Annotated in this window: 13 protein-coding genes; 1 reads left to right on the forward strand and 12 read right to left on the reverse strand. The window is 29.7% G+C overall.

Annotated features, from left to right (window positions below):
• The first annotated feature begins 88 nt into the window (after positions 1–88).
• Positions 89–283, forward strand: coding sequence for a hypothetical protein (locus E0E45_RS07790; protein ID WP_130890647.1), 195 nt, complete (start codon positions 89–91; stop codon positions 281–283).
• Positions 284–332: 49 nt separating this feature from the next.
• On the opposite strand, the gene E0E45_RS07795 is transcribed toward E0E45_RS07790, so the two are convergent.
• The 12 genes from E0E45_RS07795 to E0E45_RS07845 all read right to left on the reverse strand — a co-directional run bounded on the left by E0E45_RS07795 (position 333) and on the right by E0E45_RS07845 (position 12,546).
• Positions 333–890 carry a Fe-S-containing hydro-lyase gene (locus tag E0E45_RS07795; RefSeq protein WP_130890648.1) on the reverse strand — a complete coding sequence of 186 codons (558 nt, stop codon included), beginning with the start codon at positions 888–890 and terminating at the stop codon, positions 333–335.
• A gap of 52 nt (positions 891–942) precedes the next feature.
• Complete coding sequence (locus E0E45_RS07800) at positions 943–1,785, reverse strand: fumarate hydratase (protein WP_130890649.1); 843 nt, start codon at positions 1,783–1,785, stop codon at positions 943–945.
• Positions 1,786–1,953: 168 nt separating this feature from the next.
• Positions 1,954–3,204: a pyridoxal phosphate-dependent aminotransferase gene (locus tag E0E45_RS07805; protein WP_130890650.1), complete on the reverse strand. Its 1,251-nt coding sequence runs from the start codon at positions 3,202–3,204 to the stop codon at positions 1,954–1,956.
• 38 nt (positions 3,205–3,242) lie between these two features.
• Positions 3,243–4,415 carry a hypothetical protein gene (locus E0E45_RS07810; RefSeq protein WP_130890651.1) on the reverse strand — a complete coding sequence of 391 codons (1,173 nt, stop codon included), beginning with the start codon at positions 4,413–4,415 and terminating at the stop codon, positions 3,243–3,245.
• A gap of 53 nt (positions 4,416–4,468) precedes the next feature.
• A complete protein-coding gene (locus E0E45_RS07815) occupies positions 4,469–5,209 on the reverse strand; it encodes an SDR family NAD(P)-dependent oxidoreductase (protein ID WP_130890652.1) in 741 nt (246 codons plus the stop codon).
• 180 nt (positions 5,210–5,389) lie between these two features.
• Entirely contained in the window at positions 5,390–5,527 is a 138-nt protein-coding gene (locus E0E45_RS17840; RefSeq protein WP_176891557.1) for a hypothetical protein, read from the reverse strand.
• 301 nt (positions 5,528–5,828) lie between these two features.
• Complete coding sequence (locus tag E0E45_RS07820) at positions 5,829–6,389, reverse strand: OmpA family protein (protein WP_130890653.1); 561 nt, start codon at positions 6,387–6,389, stop codon at positions 5,829–5,831.
• A 20-nt stretch (positions 6,390–6,409) separates the two neighbouring features.
• Positions 6,410–7,573, reverse strand: a complete 1,164-nt coding sequence (locus E0E45_RS07825) for a L,D-transpeptidase family protein (RefSeq protein ID WP_130890654.1) — start codon at positions 7,571–7,573, stop codon at positions 6,410–6,412.
• 129 nt (positions 7,574–7,702) lie between these two features.
• Positions 7,703–8,497: a lysine 5,6-aminomutase subunit beta gene (gene kamE, locus E0E45_RS07830; RefSeq protein ID WP_096402525.1), complete on the reverse strand. Its 795-nt coding sequence runs from the start codon at positions 8,495–8,497 to the stop codon at positions 7,703–7,705.
• The gene (kamD, locus tag E0E45_RS07835) at positions 8,497–10,053 is read right to left on the reverse strand and encodes a lysine 5,6-aminomutase subunit alpha (protein WP_130890655.1); all 1,557 of its coding nucleotides are present in this window, start codon (positions 10,051–10,053) and stop codon (positions 8,497–8,499) included. The genes kamE and kamD overlap by 1 nt, the downstream gene beginning before the upstream one ends.
• Positions 10,054–10,058: 5 nt before the next feature.
• Positions 10,059–11,522, reverse strand: coding sequence for a MutS-related protein (locus tag E0E45_RS07840; RefSeq protein ID WP_130890656.1), 1,464 nt, complete (start codon positions 11,520–11,522; stop codon positions 10,059–10,061).
• Complete coding sequence (locus tag E0E45_RS07845) at positions 11,506–12,546, reverse strand: hypothetical protein (RefSeq protein WP_130890657.1); 1,041 nt, start codon at positions 12,544–12,546, stop codon at positions 11,506–11,508. The genes E0E45_RS07840 and E0E45_RS07845 overlap by 17 nt, the downstream gene beginning before the upstream one ends.
• Positions 12,547–12,557 lie beyond the last annotated feature (11 nt).

Raw genomic sequence — 12,557 nt, forward strand, 5'->3', positions numbered from 1 at the left:
ATTCATATAATATTTTTATTTAGTCTGTTGTAATTTTTACCACTTCTTATGGTATAATTAAAAAAAGAAAAAATTTTGGGAGATATGAATGGACAAATTAAAAGAATGTACAGAAAAACTTGAAAAAATAGAAAAAAATTGTTCCATATGTAAAGCTAAAATGTGTATGTTATGTTCCAACAATAAAAATAAAAAATATTTAAAAAATGAAATAAAAAAAAGAGTAAAAACTAAAAGAAAGAAAAATTTCATAGAAAAAATTTTAGAGTATATTAAAAATTAAAAAAGACTCCCTTATTAAAGAGAGCCTTTAATTTTTAATTTATTTAGAGCTATTTATCTAACTCATTCCATTGTTGTTGTCCTTCTTGGTAAAGATCTCCTCCATAGATATCATTAATAACTATTGCTGGGAAATCTACAACTTCTAATCTTCTTAGTGCTTCAGCCCCTAAATCCTCATAAGTAATGATTTCAGCTTTTTTGATAGATTTTGCTATAAGAGCTGCTGCTCCCCCTACTGCTGCAAAATATACAGCTTTTTCAGAAACAATAGCATCTTTAACTTCTTTTGATCTAGCTCCTTTACCTATCATTCCTTTTAATCCTTCTTTTATAAGTCTAGGTGCGTAAGCATCCATTCTATAACTTGTAGTTGGCCCTGCACTTCCAATTGGTTTTCCTGGTTTAGCTGGTGTAGGTCCTACATAATATATTACTTGTCCTCTTACATCTATAGGAAGTTCCTTTCCTTCTTCTAGTAATTTTACAAGTCTAGCATGAGCTGCATCTCTTGCTGTATATATAACTCCAGTAATTTTTACTGTATCTCCTGCATTTAATTTTACTATATCTTCTTCTTTCAATGGTGTTGTGATTTTATATTCCATTATCGATCCCTCCTAAAACTTACATTTATTATTGTTCAGCTTAAACTAAAAATTATAATTCTACTTCTTTATGTCTAGCTGCATGGCAGTTAAGATTGATAGCAACTGGAAGAGCTGCTATATGACATGGATAAGTTTCAACTTTAACTGCTAAAGCTGTAGTTCTTCCTCCTAGTCCTAGTGGTCCAACTCCAGTTTTATTTATAAGTTCTAGTAACTCTTCTTCTAATTTAGCATTGATAGGGCTGCTGCTCTTATCATTAATATCTCTCATTAGTGCTTCTTTAGCAAGAATTGCACATTTTTCAAAATTTCCTCCTATACCTATTCCTACTATAATAGGTGGGCATGGATTTCCTCCAGCATTTTTTATAGTTTCGATAACTAATTTTTTGATTCCTTCTATTCCATCAGATGGTTTTAACATTCTTAGAACACTCATGTTTTCAGAGCCTCCACCTTTAGGAGCTACTATTATTTTAACTTTATCTGATCCAGGAACAAGAGTAGTATGAATAACAGCAGGTGAGTTATCTTTAGTATTTACTCTGTCTAAAGGATCTTTTACAACTGATTTTCTCAAATATCCTTTTTCATATCCTCTTCTGATTCCTTCATTAACAGCTTCATATATGTCTCCAGGAATTTTTACTTCAGTTCCTATCTCTAAGAACACTACTACAATTCCTGTGTCTTGACACATAGGTACTTGTTCATTAGCTGCTATTTCATCATTTTCAATGATTTGTCCAAGAATATTCTTTCCTACTTCTGATTCTTCTTTAGCATAAGCTTCTTTAATTTTGTCTAAAACTTCTTTTCCGATAAAGTAATTTCCTTCTATACACATTCTTTCTACTTCATCAGTCACTTTTCTTAAATCTAATTCTTTCATTATCTATCACCCTTCCTTGAGTATTTTAAAAGGTACAAATTTATGTTTCTATAATAAGATAATACCACATATCATCCAATTATTGAATAGTCTTTGTAATAGAAATTTAAAATGTTAACTCTTCATTAAATATATTTTATCAATATAAAATATAAATTTTATTTAATATTATTTTGAAACTTTATCTATCGCTTTCTTTATTCTTCCAGCTAGTCCTGTTATCTTTTTCTTTGTTACACTACAGACAGCAATTCTTATTCCTTCATCCAGTACCACTGTATATATATTTTCTCTCTCCAGTACTTCAGCAACTTTATCTGTCAATTCTCCTATAGGTATTGTTAAGAAAAAACCAGTTTTATATGGTAAAAGTTTCAATCCACATTCTTCTGCTTCTTTTAAAAATATATCTGCTCTTTCTTTAATAAGCAATCTATACATTTCTCTCTCTTCTTTTAATACTTTATATTTTTCTTTATCAAGTATAATATCGCTGAACATTTTCATACCTCCTCTAGAGATATTTGACCATGTTGAACGACAAGAATATGAATTAGCTTTTTCAAATTCATTAATTACTTCTTTATCACTTGAAAGAGCTAATTGTGCTCCTACTCTCAAGCCATAACTAGTTAATGCCTTAGAAATACTAAAAGCAAATATCACAAGAATTTTAGAAGAAAGATTTTTAAAAAGATTTCTGTACTCTTTCTTTTCCTCTTCATTTCTGTCATCAAAATCTATATAAGCTATATCATTTATTAAAATTATATTAGCTTTTTCAGTTGCTTTTTCAAATATATTTAAAACATTTTTCCATTCATCTATAGTTAATTTATATCCAGTAGGATTTTGGCATGGATCATTTATAATAACTACTACATTATCTTGTTTTTCTGCAAGTTTAAATATTCTTTCTGAAAAATCATTAAGATCAAACTTTCCATTTTCATCAAATATTGTATAATATTCACAGTTTCCCTTTCTTTCAGAAGCCATAAGAATATATGGACTCCATAACCATTTTGGAAGAAGAAGAGTATCTCCCTCATTGAGATAATTTTTTACACTATTACTTACTGCTCCTGTTCCTCCTGGAGTTCCTATTACCTCCATATAATAATTTTTAAATTCTTCTTTATAGTCATCTCCCAAAATAGATCTTTTTACACTTTCCTTATATTCAGGACTTCCTGTAAAGGCTGAAGCATATCCTGCTATTTCTTCAGGTGGCAGTTCTTTGTAAGTTTCTGTTACTGATTTTAATACTACTAATTTCCCCTCTTCATTATAAAGTGACCCTATTGTTGCATTTACTACTTTCTCATCTCCAAGTTTTTCAGCAGCTTCCTTAGCCTTTTTGGCTACACTAAAAACTTTATCCACTAGATTTCTACTTTCCATTCCTTTTGCTAACATAAATTTTCCTCCCCTGTTATTTTATTTTCTCCAAAGTTTTACCATCCAATTATTCTATTAGAATCAAGTGTTTTCAACTCTGAGTTTATTTGATCTGTTCCTTTTAACATTGCTCTTCTTACAACAGTAGCCTCATCTAATACATATTTTTCATTTTCACTTATAGGAAATCTATGATATCCTCCTTTTATATGTGTTATTGGATAAAATCTCATCCATACTACTTCATCTGTATATCTTATTCTATTACTATCTTTTGCTATTACTCTATTATCCTTTTTCTCTTTCAATATATAAGCTAAATCATATTCTGCATATGTTGTTTTTATATATTTTTCATATTTATAGAATATTTCAACTTCATATTCTTCATCTACTGGAACATATTTTACTCTTTCCACAGCTTTTCCATTTACCATTTCAGTAATGACCACTTTTTTCATTACTCTTCTTATTCTAGTTTCAAAATAACTGTCTATTCCACTTATTACATTTACTGAAGGAGGGAAATAATAAAAATTACTTAATGATATATCTAAATCTACATTCGCTTTGCTTTTATCATTTACTGTAAAAAGAGGGTAAGTTCCTATATTGCTGATTGTATACTTTTTAAAATCATCACTAAAATTTTTTCTTCCAGCTAATACATTCACTACTAGATTAAATCTTACTCTTGCATCCTCCATACTTTCTGAATATTTTTTATTTATATCTTTTCTATTATCAATATCATATTTTTTAGCTTCTGAATAAAATCCAAATTTTCTAAGTTTATCTTCTATAGTTTCAGCTTGAAATCCATTTCCTAATTTGAAGAAGCTCTCTGCACTTTCTTGTCTTACTTTATTTCTCTCTTCTGATGGTGGAGTTATAATAGCTATTGAATTTCTACTTTCCTCAGGCAAAGAATAATATATTTCCTGTACTCTTAAGAGATTTAAAAGGGCTTTTGTATATCCTGTAAGATCTCTATTTCTTGTCATATCAAGTTTGTCATAATATTCTTTCTCCCCCATTGGATATATAAGTTCAAAAGCATCAAGAGTTCTTCTATCTTCACTATTATTTTTTAGTATAGCTGCAAGATTATACAGAGATTTTGTATATTCTCCTTTATCAGCCTCTTTAAAAGCCTCCCTTACTTTAAAATATGTACATCCTGTAAAAAGCAACATAATTATAAATAGGTATATAAGTTTTTTCTTCATTTGTATCCCCCTCGTGATAAAAATTATTATACCATTTTTACAGAAAAACGAAACTATTTTTTCGTTTTTTTCTCTTGGATTTTTTTTATCGCCTTTAATTGAAACATAATAGGCATCATTTTATTAAAAAAATACAATATTTTATTTATTTTTCCTGGAATTGAAATTCTCTTTCCTTTTAGATAATCAGAATAACATTTTTCTGCTACCTCTTCTGGAGTTGTAGTATAGAATTTTGCCAATCCTTTAAGTTCTTTATTTACTCCTTTAAAATTTGTAAGAGTAGGCCCTGGACATAATAACATCATCCTTGTTTTTCCCCCTTCTCCCATTAATCCAAATGTAAAACTATTTATAAAAGATTTTGTAGCATAATATCCAGTCATTAATGGCCCTCCATATTGAAACCCAGCAGTAGAAGATATATTTATTATCCCCTCTGTTTTTCCATAGAAATATTTTGTAAATTTAATAAGAGCAATAATATTTATATCTATCATTCTCTTTTCGACTCCATAAGAAATATCTTCAAAATAACCTAGCTCTCCTATTCCAGCTCCATTTATTAAAAGCTCTATATGCTGTCCTTCTAAACTTTTAAATAATTCATCAATATTTTTTTCAACTTCTATATCTAAAGAATATATATTTAATTTTTCTTTATATTTTTCTTTTAGTTCTGTTAACATATTTTGATTTCTTCCAACAGCTAATATTTCCCAACCGTTTCTATAAAACACTTTTATTAAAGCTCTTCCTATGCCTCCTGTTGCCCCAGTTATTAATACTTTCATATTTTTCCCCTTTTTATGATTGTTTTTCTATAATAATTATACCTCAATTTCTTCTCAATTTATATATCTAAAATTACATATTTGGTATATTAAAAATTAAAGTATATAATCTTAATATCTCCCAACCAATAAATGAAGAAAGGATAACAAAAATAGAAAGTTTTTACAACCTTATTTTTGTTATTCTTTCTTATAAATTCTTATATTATTTAATATATTAGTTTTCTCTAAAATTTTCAATGTTTTATATTCTCCTGAAATCATTATAGGAGCAAGAAGAAAAGCCAGTATACTTGCTATTGGTACTGCCCATAGCATCTCACTGGTACCAAAATTGTATGATTAAACTATAAAAAATAAAATAAAAAATCCCATATCTCTAGAAAATGAAAGTATTGTAACTTTAATAGGTTCTCTTACAGAACCTTATTTTTCTTTTGCTTCATTCATTTTTCTTTCCTCCAGCAAAAAATAGCGTGTAACCTAAGCAACTAATGCTTTTAGATTACACGCTTTTAAAGCTAGATTTATATCTATACAGATTATATGCAAGTATATCTTTAATACTCATATAATATATCACAATTTATCTTTTCATATAAAAAAACTGTTTTTTATACTAAAATTTATCTCTTGAAATTATAAATTCAACTCTTCTATTTTTTGCTCTTCCTTTTTCAGTTTGGTTAGAAGCAATAGGATTTTGTTTTCCATACCCCTCAATAGAAATATTAGAAAGTTTTACTCCTCTATTAGCAAGATAGTCTTTTATAGCATCAGCCCTTTTCACAGAAAGCTCAAGATTATATCCTTCACTTCCTATAAAATCAGTATACCCATCTATCTTAATTCTAATATCTGGGTTCTCTTCCAATGCTTTTGCCAATGCATTTAAGCTTCCTTTAACTTTATTTTTAACTTCATATTTATTGAAATCAAAAAGTACAAGTTCAGGCATAGAAAGTACTAAGTTATTTCCTTCTCTTCTTATTGTGACACCCTTTTCATTAAATACTATGATTTCTTCAAGAGTTTTTTTAGAAACATCTATATCTTCCATTACAAATTCATTTTCAGTTTCTTCAATAACCAATTCTTTTAAAGGTTGTTTATCTACAGAAGAACACCCCGTCAAAATAATAAGAAATGAAACAGATATCATAAGTAATACTTTTTTCATTTTTCCTCCTCAAAACTATTTTAGAAAATAACAAACATTACATTTTCATCAGGGACTTGCTCATTTCTGCTTTTATTTGGACTTTTAACCATCCATTCAAAAAGATATTTTGCATGAGGTTCTGTAGTTCTTACACATTTTCTAGTTCCTGTAAATGTTCCCAAAGTTTTTTCCTTTTGTTTCATAAAAAATTCTCTATTGGCATCCTCATCATAATTTAGAGGAGTTCCATGAAGATATCCTCCACCAGAAAATCTGATAGCATATCTTGCATATCCTTGCTTTTCTCCTACTTCACTATTATATGGCATTATATATTTTACCATTGGAGCTATAAAAAATCCTTTTGGTGTTTCAAATCCCACTTCACTTTCTATTCCTGTTTTGCTATATACATAAGATATAACTTCCCATTTATTATCTTCATTTTTTTCAAAGACCATAACATTTTGATTTTCTATATCTATAGCTATAACTTTCCTAAAATTTTTATCTATTTTAGGATTTCTAGATATTCTCTTATTTTCAATAACAAGAGGTTCTTTTATTGATGCTACATGTACTTTTGAAGTTTTATCTCCAGGCTCTACTATAGAAAGTACTGACCTATCTGGCACAAATATTTTTTCTTTTCCATACCATCCAACTATATTCTGATCAAGAGAAGTTCCATATTTATCCTTTTCTCTTTTAAAATCCACATTATTTGGATTAGGAACATATGAATTTGTACTGACTACCTCTCTTCCTTCTTCCATTTCTTTTGCAATAAAGTTTTCAAGCTCTTTTATTTTATCTATAGCTTTTTCAAACCTAAAAACTCTTTTTCTTACTACCATAGAAGAAATATATCCTATTTCACCTTTATCAGTTTCTACTTTATACCAGTAGTTACCATAATCATATATTTTTTCTAAAGCCTTTAATTTAGTATCATAATTAAATTTTTTTATGATTTTACCCTTTGTACTTGGTAGCTCTCTTAAATTCGCTGTTCTTGTCCTTACAAAGACATAATCCAACACTTTTGGATGACCACCATTATATTTTTCATTTAAAATAATGTTCTCTGGCATCTCATTGTCATATATTGCAACTGTAGTCCAACTAGCATCTCCCTCAAAAGAAAAAGCTGCAGTTCCAATCATAAATAATGAAATCAACGCTGTTTTTAAAAGTCTCATTTTCTCCCTCACCCTTTTCATTATTCTCTCATAAATTAAAGAGAGCCCTGAATGATATTTTAGCATTAAATCACTAGTGATTCAAGCAAATTTTCATTCAGAGCTTGTTAAAACTCAAAACTGTTTATTTTATTTCTTAACCATTCCTCTTTGAACCATTTCTTTTACAATATAAGTTGCAACATCATCAGCATATTTTCCTGGACCAAATCCTGCATCGTATCCTAATTCTTTTGCCAACTCATTAGTTATTCTAGCTCCTCCAGCTATTAAGATAACTTTATCTCTCAATCCTTCAGCCTCTAGTAATTCAACTAAATTAGTTAAATTGTGAATATGAACATCTTTTTGAGTTACAGTTTGTGAAACTATCAAAGCATCAGCTTTTAATTCAATAGCTTTTTGGATAAACTCTTCATTAGTAACTTGACTTCCAAGATTGTATGCTTCTACTCCCTTATATCTTTCAAGTCCATAGTGTCCTGCATATCCTTTCATATTCATGATAGCATCTATTCCAACTGTATGAGCATCTGTTCCTGTACTTGCACCTATCATTACTACATTTCTTCCTATATTTTCAGCAATATATTCTTCACATTCATGCATATCCATTGTATCTATTTCTAAAGCCTGTACTTTTATATTAGTATAGTCAACATTATATGATGTAGCTCCATATACTACATAAAATGAAAATTCTTTATCCAGTGCTTCTGAAAAAGCAACAGCTGGATCTATAAATCCCATTTTTTTAGCTAATTGTATAGCAGCTTCCACACCTTTTTCATTATTAGGTACTGGAAGAGTAAAGCTCATTTGAACTTTACCATCATTCATTGTATCTCCATATGGTCTTAACTGCGTAAGATCAAGTGTTTTATCAAATTCTTTTTTATCAGTAGAATATAAACCTCCAGACATTATCTATTACCTCCAAGCATTAATTCTATAAATGGATTAAAGTAACTAGAATCTTTTTCAAATACTCCAGCCAGTCCTTTTCCTCCATCTAATGGTCTTTTTATACCAGCAAAAATTCCACCTTCAAGAGTCTTGAATATTCCTATTCCTTCTATAGTTTTTAATAGTTCAGCAGCTTTTTCAAGAACCTCTTTAGCCCTATTTACCATTATACCATCTTTTTTGAACTCAATATCATTACCAAAATCTTCCATGTTATTAAAAATATATTTAGCATTTTCTATAGAAAGTGCTCTGTCTGACATAAATGGAGTATGGATAGCTTCTGTCAGCATTCCTAATAAATGTACCTTTTGATTAGTCATTATAGTTACCATATTAAATAAAGCATCTTGTACATGACCTTTAAAAATATTTCCTGTCATAAATTTTGTAGGTGGCATATATTTTAATGGTGCTTTAGGGAATATCTCTCTAGCCATTTGAGCTTGAGCTAATTCAAGCAAGAATCCATTTTTAGTATCTGGATGCATTTCAAATGCATGACCTAACCCCATTTGTTCTTCTGGTAATCCAGCAACTAATGCAAATTGTTCATTGATGAATTGTGAAGCTAAAACTGTATGAGCTTCTTCAATAGCATCAGCTGTAGTTAAGTAGTTATCTTCTCCTGTATTAATTATAACTCCTGCAAATCCATTGATAACTCTTGAGAAGAATTGGTCAACTAAAGTTCTTTTCATATTTATATCTCTGAATAAGATTCCATATAATGCGTCATTCAGCATCATATCTAGTCTTTCAAGAGCTCCCATTGCAGCTATTTCAGGCATACAAAGTCCTGAACAGTAATTACAAAGTCTTATATATCTTTTTAATTCTACTCCAACTTCATCAAGAGCTTTTCTCATAATTCTAAAGTTTTCCTGAGTAGCCATTGTTCCTCCGAACCCCTCAGTTGTAGCTCCATATGGAACATAATCCAATAAAGATTGTCCAGTAGTTCTGATAACGGCTATTACATCTGCACCTTGTCTAGCTGCAGCTACAGCTTGTGTAACGTCTTCATAGATATTTCCAGTAGCAACTATTACATAAATGTAAGGACCTTTCTTATCTCCATATACATTTAAATATTCTTCTCTTTTTGCTCTGTTAGATCTGATTCTCTCTACATTAGCCTCTGCAATCTCTTTAAGAGCTAATTTAATTTCAAAATCATCATGCCATTTCATTTTTGTAACATCTAATTCTTTTCTTGCAATTCTTTCTGCTATTTCTTGTGGTTTTAATCCAGTTTCAAGCATTGCATTTCCTAAATATTTCGCAACTCCAAGAGAAATATTTCCATTTTCTTTAATAAAATCTACCACCACATTTGGTAATGGTACTTCAAATTCATCAATACCATCTATTCCAAGTAATCTACATATTGTTCTTTCTACAGTAACAGTACTGTGTGCATCAACAAATACTTGTGCATCTGCAGCAATTTTTTTAGCTGACTTACGAGCTTCATCTACTAAATTCCAGTTAAGATTTAGTTTGCTATTCATCTCTTTTAATCCTCCTTAATATACTCTTCAAGTATTATTTCTGTAAATCTTTTATCTATTCCTATTAATTTTGCTATATTCAGAGCATCTTTTGGTACTTCTGCCTTGTCCGCCTTTTCAAGTCTGAAGTCCATATATTCTTGAATAAGTTCCATAGAATTTTTGCTTAACTCTATTTTTCTCCTCAAGTTTTCAAAATCTACATTTTTTAACCCTACTACTTGATAATGATTCATATCATCTCTTACTATTCCATCAAAATGTGTGGTCATAAGAGATATTGTAGGTCTATCATTTAAATATTTAGCTAAAGCTTCTACGAACTTTTGTCCCTCTTTTGGATTAGTTCCTCTAGCAAACTCATCAAAAACTACAAAGCCTGTTCCTAAATCTAAAAATATATTTACTTCTTTAAGCTTCATTATTTCAGCTCCAAAAGTACTTAGACCCTTAGAGATATCCTGCATGTCATCTGATATAAAAAATACGAAATCTACAAGTGGGAATTTTGCCTTTTCAGCTATAACGAAGAATCCCATATGGAAAAGTAAAAGGTTTTCAGTTATAGTTTTTAACGCAACACTTTTTCCTCCCATATTTGCTCCTGTTATTATGGTAACTCCTGATCCTAATTTCACATCAATTGGAGTAAAAGTCTTGCTTTTAGCTTCTAACATTTCTCTCACTTCTATATTTACCAGTCCAGTAACATCTACTTCATTATTCATAGATATCTCAGGTCTGATACCTCCATAAGTTCTTGCAAATCTGACCTTAGCCATTAAAAAATCTAGATTCCCTATTTTATCTATATTTTCTAAAAATCCCTCTGCTTTTTTTAACAAGATTGATGTAAGCTGTTTTCTCACTTTCAGCTCTTCTTTCTCTTCTTCTACAAGTATATCCAATCTCTCTTCTTTTAATTGAGATACTTCTTCAAAACTTTTTGCAGCGAATATTCTTTTTTCTACATCTTTTTTCTTATCTCTCACCATTTTAAGTTCAAGTGAGTAACTGTCATAAACATAAAAGGTAGGCAGTCTGTTTTTATCTGGATCTAGAGCGTCAATCATCTCTTCCATGCTTTCCAAATCAAAATTTTTCAGTTCCCCTGGCAATTTTTTTAATAAAAGATTTAATTCTTCCATTAATAGTGCCTGTACCTTTATCTCAAAAAGATCTACATCATCCAATATATTTTCTTTTAAGCAATTATTTACAACTGTTTTAATGTCCTTTAATCTGTGAATTATCCCTTCGATATCTCTTACCAGATTCTTATTTTCTTCTGAAAAACTCATAAAAACTTCCATTTTTATAAATTCTTCTTTTAGAAGTTGCTCCTCTCCTCTTAAGTAGTTCTTTAACTTTTTCAGTTTAGCTTTACCATAAGGAGAAAGAGTTTCAACTCTTGTTAAAAGTTTTCTAAATCCTAATCTCTCAAGACTTTTATCATCTATAAATCTCATTTCGCTCACCTACCACATCTATGACTTTATATTTTATTTTTTCCTCTAAAAATTTCTTAAACTTATCCTTTGGAAATTCATATCCAAGAGGAGAACGTGGATTGCATGTTACAAAAAGAAGATTTATAGTATTCATGACCCTTAGCTCTACACCACTGACCTCTAATTTCTTTTGAGTTAAAAAATCTATGAAAACCTTTGTTCCATCTTTTGCTATCAATTTTATATTTTTAAAATTACCTCTGTTTTTTATCAGAATCTCAATGAATTTCTTCGTAACAGCTCCCCTAACAGCTATCACTTGTATTCTGTCATTAAGGTAATTTTTTATCTCATCATTTGACTCAAGAGGTCCCATGCCTTCCAAAGTCTTTATCTCACCATCATTATATATTATTCCAACTCTAGCTTCTTGGAAAATTTCATTGATTTTATCTTTTAGTTCATTATTCTCCAAACTAGGTAAAGTAAGAAGCGATACAGTATTAGCTGTTTCTTCAATAACTTTTCCCATATCGAGAGATAATGCTGCACCAGTTGCCAATATAGTAGCTTCTGTTACATCTCCTACTGCACTTCCTTTTCTGCTTAAAGCTCCATCTACTAAAGATAGTTCGCTCCCAAAATTTTCCATTATATCTAAAATTTTTTTTATTTGAGCATTATAAGAAGGACCTGCTATGTCTACATAACCTGCTGAAATTGCCCGCATTATTACAATATTCCCCATAGGGGTTGAGAAATCTGTGGTATACAAAATTTCTCTTGTAATATCACAGTTTCTCAAACAATCTCTTGCAGTAGCTACTAATGTTCCTGGAAAAACATATATTCTAGGTTTATGAGTATTAGTCACAACATCTGTATCTTCTCCATCTCTTCCAATAGAAGTAAGACCAACTACTTTTTTTGTGCCTATATCCTCTATTAATTGATTAAGAACAGTTGTTTTCCCTACATTTTTTTCCATTCCTATTATTGACACTCTTTTATAATCTCTTAGTAGATCATAAGTATCCATCATATCGCTACCTC

This window comes from Fusobacterium ulcerans ATCC 49185 (genome assembly GCF_900683735.1).
GTDB lineage: Bacteria > Fusobacteriota > Fusobacteriia > Fusobacteriales > Fusobacteriaceae > Fusobacterium_A > Fusobacterium_A ulcerans_A.

Coding starts and splice junctions, on each gene's coding strand:
- kamE (WP_096402525.1), bottom strand. CDS start 8,497: ATGTCTGGAGGTTTATATTCTACTGATAAAAAAGAATTTGATAAAACA.
- E0E45_RS07840 (WP_130890656.1), bottom strand. CDS start 11,522: ATGAGATTTATAGATGATAAAAGTCTTGAGAGATTAGGATTTAGAAAA.
- E0E45_RS07805 (WP_130890650.1), bottom strand. CDS start 3,204: ATGTTAGCAAAAGGAATGGAAAGTAGAAATCTAGTGGATAAAGTTTTT.
- E0E45_RS17840 (WP_176891557.1), bottom strand. CDS start 5,527: ATGCTATGGGCAGTACCAATAGCAAGTATACTGGCTTTTCTTCTTGCT.
- E0E45_RS07810 (WP_130890651.1), bottom strand. CDS start 4,415: ATGAAGAAAAAACTTATATACCTATTTATAATTATGTTGCTTTTTACA.
- E0E45_RS07795 (WP_130890648.1), bottom strand. CDS start 890: ATGGAATATAAAATCACAACACCATTGAAAGAAGAAGATATAGTAAAA.
- E0E45_RS07845 (WP_130890657.1), bottom strand. CDS start 12,546: ATGATGGATACTTATGATCTACTAAGAGATTATAAAAGAGTGTCAATA.
- E0E45_RS07800 (WP_130890649.1), bottom strand. CDS start 1,785: ATGAAAGAATTAGATTTAAGAAAAGTGACTGATGAAGTAGAAAGAATG.
- E0E45_RS07815 (WP_130890652.1), bottom strand. CDS start 5,209: ATGAAAGTATTAATAACTGGGGCAACAGGAGGCATAGGAAGAGCTTTA.
- kamD (WP_130890655.1), bottom strand. CDS start 10,053: ATGAATAGCAAACTAAATCTTAACTGGAATTTAGTAGATGAAGCTCGT.
- E0E45_RS07820 (WP_130890653.1), bottom strand. CDS start 6,389: ATGAAAAAAGTATTACTTATGATATCTGTTTCATTTCTTATTATTTTG.
- E0E45_RS07825 (WP_130890654.1), bottom strand. CDS start 7,573: ATGAGACTTTTAAAAACAGCGTTGATTTCATTATTTATGATTGGAACT.
- E0E45_RS07790 (WP_130890647.1), top strand. CDS start 89: ATGGACAAATTAAAAGAATGTACAGAAAAACTTGAAAAAATAGAAAAA.